General features: G+C 51.5%; 10 protein-coding genes. 2 read left to right on the forward strand and 8 right to left on the reverse strand.

The genetic code is table 11. The features are described from left to right. The 8 genes from A918_RS0118000 to A918_RS0118035 all read right to left on the reverse strand — a co-directional run. Nucleotides 1–440 (reverse strand): phosphatidate cytidylyltransferase (locus tag A918_RS0118000; RefSeq protein ID WP_022712392.1); only part of this gene is annotated, 440 nt, incomplete at its 3' end. Between the two features lie 167 nt (nt 441–607). Further along, nucleotides 608–1,372: an isoprenyl transferase gene (locus tag A918_RS21005; protein ID WP_022712393.1), complete on the reverse strand. Its 765-nt coding sequence runs from the start codon at nt 1,370–1,372 to the stop codon at nt 608–610. Nucleotides 1,373–1,689: 317 nt separating this feature from the next. Then, nucleotides 1,690–2,250 carry a ribosome recycling factor gene (gene frr, locus A918_RS0118010; RefSeq protein ID WP_022712394.1) on the reverse strand — a complete coding sequence of 187 codons (561 nt, stop codon included), beginning with the start codon at nt 2,248–2,250 and terminating at the stop codon, nt 1,690–1,692. 199 nt (nt 2,251–2,449) lie between these two features. Continuing rightward, a complete protein-coding gene (pyrH, locus tag A918_RS0118015; protein ID WP_022712395.1) occupies nt 2,450–3,172 on the reverse strand; it encodes a UMP kinase in 723 nt (240 codons plus the stop codon). 417 nt (nt 3,173–3,589) lie between these two features. Further along, a complete protein-coding gene (gene tsf, locus A918_RS0118020; RefSeq protein ID WP_022712396.1) occupies nt 3,590–4,513 on the reverse strand; it encodes a translation elongation factor Ts in 924 nt (307 codons plus the stop codon). Between the two features lie 356 nt (nt 4,514–4,869). After that, nucleotides 4,870–5,637, reverse strand: a complete 768-nt coding sequence (rpsB, locus tag A918_RS0118025) for a 30S ribosomal protein S2 (RefSeq protein WP_028233986.1) — start codon at nt 5,635–5,637, stop codon at nt 4,870–4,872. A 283-nt stretch (nt 5,638–5,920) separates the two neighbouring features. Continuing rightward, nucleotides 5,921–7,021, reverse strand: coding sequence for an alkene reductase (locus A918_RS0118030; RefSeq protein WP_022712398.1), 1,101 nt, complete (start codon nt 7,019–7,021; stop codon nt 5,921–5,923). Nucleotides 7,022–7,207: 186 nt separating this feature from the next. After that, on the reverse strand, nt 7,208–8,050 hold the full coding sequence (locus A918_RS0118035) for a cell envelope integrity EipB family protein (protein ID WP_022712399.1): 843 nt from the start codon (nt 8,048–8,050) through the stop codon (nt 7,208–7,210). A 305-nt stretch (nt 8,051–8,355) separates the two neighbouring features. Here A918_RS0118035 and A918_RS0118040 point away from each other — a divergent pair, with 305 nt between their 5' ends. After that, a complete protein-coding gene (locus A918_RS0118040) occupies nt 8,356–8,823 on the forward strand; it encodes a RidA family protein (RefSeq protein ID WP_022712400.1) in 468 nt (155 codons plus the stop codon). A 2-nt stretch (nt 8,824–8,825) separates the two neighbouring features. Continuing rightward, the gene (locus tag A918_RS0118045) at nt 8,826–9,566 is read left to right on the forward strand and encodes a glycerophosphodiester phosphodiesterase (protein ID WP_022712401.1); all 741 of its coding nucleotides are present in this window, start codon (nt 8,826–8,828) and stop codon (nt 9,564–9,566) included. Nucleotides 9,567–9,650: the final 84 nt, after the last annotated feature.

Below are 9,650 nucleotides of genomic sequence, written 5' to 3' on the forward strand. Positions count from 1 at the left end.
AGGCTGCGTCCGGTGAAATACGCAAAAATATCTGTCGCCCAGACCAGTGCGAACAAATAGATGATTGCAATCAGACCGGATGTCGTTTCGCCGCGCAAGACCGCCAGACAAACCATCGGCACGCCGGCATAAATCAGCCCTGCCGCAGTCCAGTTAGAGCGCTGGATCAGGAAAACCGCACCGGCTGCAAGAATGGCCAGAATCTGAATTGCCGGAACCTGTATAAGCATAAGACCCGCAGCAACCGAGAGCACCGCCCAGCCTGCCGTCAGGCCGGAGCGCGTCTGCTTCGAGGCGCTCAGGGTTGTCCACTCATAGAAAATCGCGAAGCCAATCACCACAGCCAGCACACGGAAGCTCATACCGCCCAGCCAGATCAGCAGAATTGTAACGGGCGCAAGCACTGCTGCCGTCATGATACGCAATTGAAGATTGGACACGAAAACCCTCGCCCCTAGAGCATTTTTAGTTTAGATTGAATCATTACAAATGCTCTATCTGTTTGATTTTACGCGCATCTTGCTCCGAAAACCGCTTCGCACTTTTCGGGATGCGCTCTAAGTCTGTCTATTTATGATCCGGCCAAGCTGAAACGCACAGCACCAACCTAGCCCGCATTATGCCGCAAAGGTACCACGTCCGTTTCACCGGACAAATTTTGCATGTCGTCAGCTTCCAGCCCGCCAAAGCGGCGAACCCGCTTACGATATTCATCAATCGAAGCAAATAAATGCGCAGGCTTGAAATCCGGCCAATATTCCGGAGCGAACAGAAATTCTGAATAAGCAGCCTGCCAGAGCAGAAAATTGGACAGCCGCATTTCACCGCTGGTACGGATAATCAGGTCAGGATCCGGAATATCTGCTGTATCAAGCCTTTCAGAAATCATTTCGGCCGTGATCGCATCCGGCTTCATCTGCCCTGCAGCAACGGCTTCCGCAATCTGACGCATTGCCCGTGTCAGCTCGTCCCGCGCCCCGTAATTAAAGGCAATAACAAGCGTCAGGCCGCTATTGGCTGCGGTCAGTTTTTCGGCCTCATTCAGAAGCACACAAATATCCGAGGCAAGGTCATCACGCGCGCCGATAATGCGTACACGGACATTCTGACTGTGAAGCTTATTCAGATCGCGGCGGATGAACAGCTTCAGCAATCCCATCAGTTCCGTGACTTCGGAATTCGGACGCGACCAGTTCTCGGAAGAAAATGCAAAGAGGGTAAGAAATTCCAGCCCTTTATCCCCTGCAGCACGCACAATGCCGCGCAGAGCATCCACACCCGCTTTATGACCGGCAACACGCGGCAGACCGCGCGCTTTAGCCCAACGACCATTGCCATCCATAATAATGGCGATGTGGCGCGGATCGGACATTCAGGCATATTCCTTTTTTTGACAGAACGGCTGCCGTCAGGCGCCATGCTTATCCGGTTTAAGAACTTAGAGAATTATCAGCATCAGACTGCAACCAGCAACAACATGCATAATTATTCTGTACTATAATAGAATCCGCAAAATGTCTTTTGCACGGCCACTCCGGCATTCACTATGCGTATTCGCGGATATATTCTTTTCACCGGAGATATACGGCAGTCTCAGATATCAGAGTGGTTAATTGATACTGAACCACTCTGATGCCTGTTCTTACAGTTTAGAGCGACCTTTATGCGCCCGATCGGGCGAATGGTGCCTTAGACCTGCATAATTTCCGCTTCTTTGGAAACCAGAAGCTTATCAACTTCCACAATGGTTTCGTCGGTCATTTTCTGCACTTTGTCAGACAGGGTGCGGCTGTCATCCTGACTGATGGTGCCGTCTTTTTCCAGTTTCTTCAACTGATCCATACCATCGCGACGCACATGACGAACGGCAACTTTAGCACCTTCGGCATATTGGTTCGCAATTTTAACCAGTTCCTTACGGCGCTGTTCGTTCAGTTCCGGCAGCGGCACGCGCAGTGTCATACCGTCAGTGATCGGGTTCAGACCCAGACCGCTATCGCGGATTGCACGTTCAACCGCACCGACCATGCTCTTGTCCCAAACGGAAACAGACAGCATACGGGCTTCAGGAACAGTAATCTGCGCCACCTGATTGATCGGCATGGTCGAACCATAGGCTTCAATCGTCAGAGGCTCCAGAAGGCTTGCTGAAGCGCGTCCGGTACGCAGACCACCCAAATCATGTTTGAAGGACTGAATCGCACCATCCATACGGCGTTTCAGATCGTTTACATCCAGAGCGTCGCTCATAATATCTCTCCTTGGGCGTACACCAAACATCTTGCGCTTTTACAGCGCATAATACTGCCTGATAGTCGGAAACAGGTTTCAGACCACACAATTCGCTTTTTGTTTAGAACAGCTTGACGCAAATGATAAGCACAAAATCAAAGCTTTGCTGAATTGAATCTGTGTACACACACAGATTCAATTCAGGAACCGGTGCTTATCAGGCGTCTGTCACAACCGTGCTGCGGCCTTTGCCCTGCAGAATCTGCGCAAAGCCGCCTGCTTCATGAATGGAATAAACCACGATCGGAATGCGGTTTTCCTGTGCCAGAGCCACTGCCGTCACATCCATCACAGCCAGACCTTTATCCAGCACTTCCTTATGGGTCAGACGGTCGAAACGCGTGGCAGACGGATCTTTCTTCGGATCAGCACTGTAAATACCGTCAACCTGCGTGCCCTTAAACAGGGCATCCGCACCGATTTCAGCAGCACGCAAAGCAGCCGCAGAATCGGTTGTGAAGAACGGATTACCGGTACCACCGGCAAAGATCACAACCTTGCCCTGATCCATATAGGCGGTTGCCTGACGCTGCGAGAAGCTCTCGCACAGTTCCGGCATAGCAATCGCCGAAAGCACAACCGCATCAACACCCTGCTTGACCAGAGAGGTGCGCAGAGCCAGCGAGTTAATCACTGTAGCCAGCATACCCATATGATCGCCGGTTACGCGGTCGCCGCCTTTGGAGGCAACAGCCAGCCCGCGGAAAATATTACCACCGCCGATAACCACGCCGACTTCAACGCCGAGCGCACGCGCTTCGGCAATATCACTTGCAATGCGGTCAGCAACGGACACGTCAATGCCAAATCCCTGCTCACCCATCAGCGCCTCACCTGACGCTTTGAGGAGAACCCGTTTATACAGTGTCTTACCAGCCATGGGATCCCTTTTTTGATTTCGGTCCGAACTTCCCCACCGGCAAGCGGACATGGTTTTTAAATAGTCCGGTGCATATGAACTTGCAGATATTCACATTTTTAGCCGGAACACAGAATGATTTTCTGCCGCGAGCAACCGTCGCCAAGCATAATTGCATGACCGGTGCAGATGACAAGAAAAAGCATGAATATGTTTCGCATACATCAAGGGCATCGCATTGTCACGCGATGCCCTTTCATAACTGACAAGTTTTTAGAGCCTGTTGCATTTTATGGAATGCTTAGCGCCCGCTCTGTTTTCTTGTTTTACGCATGTCGTAAAAATGCCGGCCTGACAGAGTCAGACCGGCATTTTAAATTCGGGCAGTAAACCGCATTCTGAAAGGCGCATCGCAATTCAGGAGGCGCCTGTAAAGAATTAGCCTTTGTTTACGGCAGCAACTTCAGCAGCGAAGTCGGTTTCTTCTTTTTCAATGCCATCGCCCAGAGCGAAGCGAACAAAGCCGGTTACCTTAGCAGGCGCGCCGATTGTTTTTTCTGCTTCTTTAAGCGCAGCTTCTACGCTCAGGTCCGGGTTGATAACGAAAGCCTGCGACAGAAGAACAACTTCTTCAAAGAACTTGCGCATACGGCCGTCAACCATCTTGGCGATGATTTCTTCCGACTTGCCGGACTGACGAGCCTGATCTGCAAAGATTGCTTTTTCGCGCTCAACAGCAGCAGCATCAACTTCAGCAGAAGTCAGAGCCAGCGGGTTGGTTGCGGCAACATGCATAGCGATCTGACGACCGATAGCGGCAGCAGCTTCTGCATCACCGGTTGTTTCGATAGCAACCAGAACGCCCAGCTTGCCGAGGCCGTCTGCAACGCCGTTGTGGATGTAAGAAGCAACAACACCATTTTCCACGCTCAGAGCAGCGGAACGACGGAATGCCATGTTTTCACCGATGGTGCCAACAGCATCTTTAATAGTGTCAGTTACAGTCTTTTCCGAACCCGGATAGGTTGCGTTTGCAACGGCATCAGTCGAACCGTCGGTGCCCAGAGCAACCTTGGTTACGTTCAGAACGATTTCCTGGAAAGCAGCATTACGGGCAACGAAGTCTGTTTCGGAGTTAACCTCAACAACAACAGCTTTTTTGCCTTCGCTGGCAACGCTTACCAGACCTTCAGCAGCTGTACGGCCGGCTTTCTTGTCAGCTTTAGCGATACCCTTCTTGCGCAGCCAGTCCATGGCAGCTTCCATATCGCCATTATTTTCGTTCAGAGCGGTCTTGCAGTCCATCATGCCTGCGCCGCTGAGTTCACGAAGTTCTTTAACCATTGCTGCGGTAATGCTCATTGTCGCCTCTCAGAGAAAGCAGCAGACATCCGGCAAAGCGGCATGCCCGCTATGGATCATTGTTCAGACAGCGGACCTGTCTTTTATCCAATGACCGATTAATCATTACAGCCCGCGTTGCAATTTCTGCAAAACGTCAACTGTATACATACGGGATAGCAGGAGCCGAAAAGGCTCAAATTGGATAAGACACAGATTTCACCGTTCGCGGACGGAATCAGAAACGACTCACCCGTTTCAGATATTTACCGGTTTAAAACTTCAGTTTTTTGAAGCTCTGCAAACACGGCAAATTGTGTCTTTTAAGCAAAATATCTGCCGGATCTGAAAACAGATCCGGCAGACAAGAAAACGAATTAAGCGTTTTCAGCAGCTTCCAGAGCTGGCTCAACAGGAGCTTCAGCCTGCGCACCGATATCGATGCCCAGAGCGCCCTGCTGACGCATAATGCCGTCCAGAGCAGCTTTAGCAATCAGATCGCAATAGAGCGAGATTGCGCGAGCAGCATCATCGTTACCTGGGATCGGGAAATCGATCTGGTCTGGATTACAGTTGCTGTCGATAACAGCAACAACAGGGATACCAAGACGCTTGGCTTCCTGAATTGCAATCGATTCCTTGTTGGTGTCGACGATGAACATCAGGTCAGGAACGCCGCCCATATCCTTGATACCACCGAGAGCGCGGTCCAGCTTTTCGCGTTCGCGTTCCAGAGTCAGGCGTTCCTTTTTGGAATAGCCCTGAGCTTCGCTCGACAGCAGTTCGTCAAGCTTGCGCAGACGCTGGATCGAGTTGGAAATGGTTTTCCAGTTGGTCATCATGCCGCCGAGCCAGCGGGAGTTGACGTAATACTGAGCCGAACGGCCAGCAGCGTCAGCAATGATTTCCGAAGCCTGACGCTTGGTGCCAACGAACAGAACGCGGCCGCCACGAGCAACAGTATCAGAAACAACCTTCAGCGCATTGTGCAGCAGAGGAACGGTCTGAGCCAGGTCAAGAATGTGGATGTTGTTACGTGCACCATAGATGAAAGGTGCCATTTTCGGGTTCCAGCGATGTGTCTGGTGACCGAAGTGAACACCAGCTTCCAGAAGCTGGCGCATGCTGAAATCAGGCAATGCCATTGTATTTTCCTTTTCCGGTTGAACCTCCACGGGCTGAGGCACAAATGTGCCACCGGAGGCGTTGTGCGGATTTCTCCCGCCCATAACCCAAATCCCGTGTGTGGAATAATGCGGCTGGTAAACGATGAATGAAGAAAATGCAAGCCCTGAACGGTCAAAAACCGCCGGAAGCCGGATCGCAGCCTTCATTATCAGATATTACACAGCCATAAGACTATAGCACAGGGACATTCCCGCCGGAACTCTTGTTCTGCGGCGGAAACATCCCTGCCCTTATCTGCGTTTAAACAGCTTCATAGGCCGGATAATCGGTATAACCCTTTTGCGCACCGCCATAGAAAGTTGTGTGATCGGCCGGTGCCAGCGGCCAGCCGCGCTGCATACGCTCGGCCAGATCAGGATTTGAGATATATGGCCGACCGAAAGCCACCAGATCTGTAAGCCCTTCATCGAGAACACGCTCAGCCGTTTCCTGCGTATATCCGCCGGCAAAGATCAGTGTGCCCTGATAAACCTCACGGAACTTCTTCAGGAAATTGCGGCCTTCTTCTTTTGCCAGCAAACCACCGGCATTGCCGATATGAATATAAGCCAGTTTGCGGGCAGACAACCCGGCAGCCAATGTCAGCCATGTTTCTTCCTCCCCGTCAAAAGCATGAAGATCAAACAGACGGCTGAAAGGTGTCAGGCGAATACCAACACGGTCAGAGCCGATACGTGCAACGGCCGCATCAACAACCTCCAGCGCAAAGCGGATACGTCCGGCAATTGTCGCGCCGCCATAGCCATCTTCACGCTTATTGAAACCGGCATTGATGAACTGCTCAATCAGATAGCCATTTGCACCGTGAATTTCGACACCATCAAAACCGGCTTTAACGGCATTCTCTGCAGCATCGGCAAATTCTCCGGTAATGCGGGCAATATCGTCAGCATTCAATGCACGCGGTGCGCTGGGTGCAACCAGCCCCGGTGTTCCGCCCTCACCAAGCGCGAAAACATTTGAGTCTTTTGCAATTTCAGCAACCGGCGCGACAGGCGCAATGCCGTTCTTTTGTACGGAAACATGGGAAACACGTCCGACATGCCAGATTTGTGAGAAGATTTTACCACCCTGCGAATGAACGGCATCCGTTACTTTTTTCCAGCCCTCAACCTGCTCGGCAGAATATACACCGGGCGTATAGAGATAGCCGCGCCCCTCATCAGAGATCGGTGTTCCTTCACTCACAATCAGGCCTGCTCCGGCACGCTGGGCATAATATAATGCCGTGTCGCTGTTCGGCACCGTATCAATTGCGCGTGCACGTGTCATAGGCGCCATCACCACACGGTTTTTAAGCGGCAGGCCATTGAGATCATAGGAGGAAAAAAGATCGGACATTATAATACCTTTGCTTGTAAAAATTATCCGCGCCACCACAGCACGCACGGATCAATCTCAGTCACAGAGATATTTATAGTCAAGACTACAGAATACAAGGCACGGAAATTCAATAAAATGAAAAAAGCGGCAAATCCGTTTCCGGAAATGCCGCCTTGTCATCGAAACCTGTAGAGTTATGCCGGATTATTCGCAGGTTGCCGCCGCTGCCGGTTTAAACATTTCCAGATTGACCAAGGTGCCTTTCATGGAAAAATCACCGTAATCCATGTTCAGATCACGGGTTACGCCGTTGCGGTAGAGTTTGAAATTCACGCGATAGACCGGCAGCCCTTCGTCGCTCTCTTCATCATCAAAATAAGCGACGGTCACAGGCCAACTCTCTTGTTTGGCCACCTCACCCATGACTTTGGTCTCGGTGTCTTCAGGCAGCACCTGCCCTTTCCCGATCACGGCTGTGGTCGCCATAATCTTATTGGCATCATCGGAACCGTCAAAAATTGTCGTCTGATAAAAGGTGTCGCCCTTTTGCGCGCGAACAAGCAGTTCTTCCATATGACGGGTCGGAAACTGCGAGAGTGCCAGTTTCAAATCCTGTTTTTCAGGCTTGGTCAGTGCCACATCCATCTGCTTGTCGCCAAGCGCCGCATTCCCGCGCACTTCTTTAATCAGCTCTTTATCGACAAAGGTTTTATTGACGAAACGGAAGCGGCTGCCGTCTCCGGCTTCAAAAGTAGTGGTCTGCTGATCTGTAACCCGCTGATCCTGCCCTTCCATATCGATACGGGTCACGAAGCGGAAATTCGTTGTATAGCCTTCGCAGGCCGAGCCGTTGAACTCATAGACCATACGTCCGGTTACACCGGCAATGCCGGATTTTTCATCGGCGCGTTCCAGTGTCAGATCATAAACTGCGCGATGCGGCAGAAGTGTGCTTCCTGCATAAGCTGCTGTGCTCAGCACTGCAGGAACAACAAAACCAGATCCGAACACAAGGGCCTGCAAAATGGGGGCCTGCAAAAAACGCATAAAGATTCTCCGATAAATTTATCGCCATGTTAAAATAACTCATGGCGGAAGCGAGGCAAAAATCACAGCTTTTGCTATGCTCCACTGATTCTGTCAGTTTGAACTTTATTTTTGTATATGCATGACACCTAAAACACACAGATCAGGCATAAACATTCATCCCAACAATTCAGGGCCGACATTCGGAACCGACAATGAAGGGCAAACTGTTAAAGAATCCCTGCGGAATATAAACCGCCCCAAAATGACCTTATTGTTTGCCGTCCACTCTGATGTGACGATAAAATAAAACCGGAAAGAGCGCCATGACCTCGACAATCGAAACCCGCCTCAAAGATCTCGGCATTTCAATTCCAGAATCCGCAGCACCGGCTGCAGCCTATCTGCCTTTTTCCCAGAGCGGCAATCTGCTGTTCACCTCCGGCCAACTGCCCCTGAAAGACGGCAAACTCGTTTCCACCGGTCTGGTTGGCCGCGACCTGACCATTGAACAGGCGCAGGAAGCAGCAAAATATTGCGCTATCAATGTGCTGTCGCAGGCAAAAGCGGCTCTTGGCGGCGATCTTTCCCGCATCAAGCGCATTGTCAAAATCACTGTATTTGTTGCGTCTGTTGTTGATTTCACCGATCAGCACATTGTTGCCAATGGCGGTTCGCAGCTGTTCATCGACGTTCTCGGCGATGCAGGCAAACATGCCCGCTCCGCAGTTGGCATGGCTGGTCTGCCGCTGAATGCGCCGGTTGAAATCGAAGCCGTGATTGAGGTTGCCTGATTATGAGCGCTGCGCCTCGTGATGAACTGAAATGGCTCACCCGCCGGCCGATTGCCCATCGCGGGTTGCACGATATGAATAAAAAGGTCTGGGAGAACACTCTTCCGGCCTTCAGTGCATCCATTGCAGGCAATTATGCCATTGAATGCGACGTGCATCTGACCAAAGACGGTGAAGTCATCGTGTTTCATGATGATGTGCTGGATCGCCTTGCCGGCCGCGAAGGCCGCATTTGTGATCTGACACTGGCCGAGGCTCAGTCACTGACCATCGGCACCACACAGGATCACGCTCCGTCGCTTCGCCAGATGCTTGATCTGGTTGCCGGACGCGTGCCGCTGGTTATCGAACTCAAAGGCATTGAAGGTCAGGATGAAGGTCTGGTTGCCGCCGTTGCCAAAGAGCTGAAAACCTATCAGGGCGAAGCGGCGATCATGTCCTTCGACCATCACCTCATCCGCCGTTTCCGCAGCGATGCACCGGGTGTTGTTGCCGGTCTGACGGCAGAAGGTACAAGTGCCGCCGATATGGAAAAGCACTTTGCCATGCTCGCGCATGATGTGGATTTTGTTTCTTACAATTTCCACCATCTGCCAAATCCGTTCATCAGCTTCTTCCGCACCGTGCTCAACCGCCCTGTCATCACATGGACAGTGCGTAGCGCAGAGGAAAAGGCCGTGAGCGACATGCATGCACAGCAGATCACGTTTGAAGGCTTTATACCCGACAGCGTAATCGCCTGAGGCAACACTATCTTACCGGCGCATAGTGTGATGCGCCGGTAAAAACCAGACATGACAAAACGGGTGGGAATGGTTGATTGCTAT

Source organism: Pseudochrobactrum sp. AO18b (assembly GCF_000409565.1).
In the GTDB taxonomy this organism is placed as follows: Bacteria; Pseudomonadota; Alphaproteobacteria; order Rhizobiales; family Rhizobiaceae; genus Pseudochrobactrum; species Pseudochrobactrum saccharolyticum.

Excerpts from the sequence above, each read along its gene's own strand:
- A918_RS21005 (WP_022712393.1), bottom strand. The coding sequence starts at position 1,372 with ATGTCCGATCCGCGCCACATCGCCATTATTATGGATGGCAATGGTCGT.
- frr (WP_022712394.1), bottom strand. The coding sequence starts at position 2,250 with ATGAGCGACGCTCTGGATGTAAACGATCTGAAACGCCGTATGGATGGT.
- pyrH (WP_022712395.1), bottom strand. The coding sequence starts at position 3,172 with ATGGCTGGTAAGACACTGTATAAACGGGTTCTCCTCAAAGCGTCAGGT.
- tsf (WP_022712396.1), bottom strand. The coding sequence starts at position 4,513 with ATGAGCATTACCGCAGCAATGGTTAAAGAACTTCGTGAACTCAGCGGC.
- rpsB (WP_028233986.1), bottom strand. The coding sequence starts at position 5,637 with ATGGCATTGCCTGATTTCAGCATGCGCCAGCTTCTGGAAGCTGGTGTT.
- A918_RS0118030 (WP_022712398.1), bottom strand. The coding sequence starts at position 7,021 with ATGTCCGATCTTTTTTCCTCCTATGATCTCAATGGCCTGCCGCTTAAA.
- A918_RS0118035 (WP_022712399.1), bottom strand. The coding sequence starts at position 8,050 with ATGCGTTTTTTGCAGGCCCCCATTTTGCAGGCCCTTGTGTTCGGATCT.
- A918_RS0118040 (WP_022712400.1), top strand. The coding sequence starts at position 8,356 with ATGACCTCGACAATCGAAACCCGCCTCAAAGATCTCGGCATTTCAATT.
- A918_RS0118045 (WP_022712401.1), top strand. The coding sequence starts at position 8,826 with ATGAGCGCTGCGCCTCGTGATGAACTGAAATGGCTCACCCGCCGGCCG.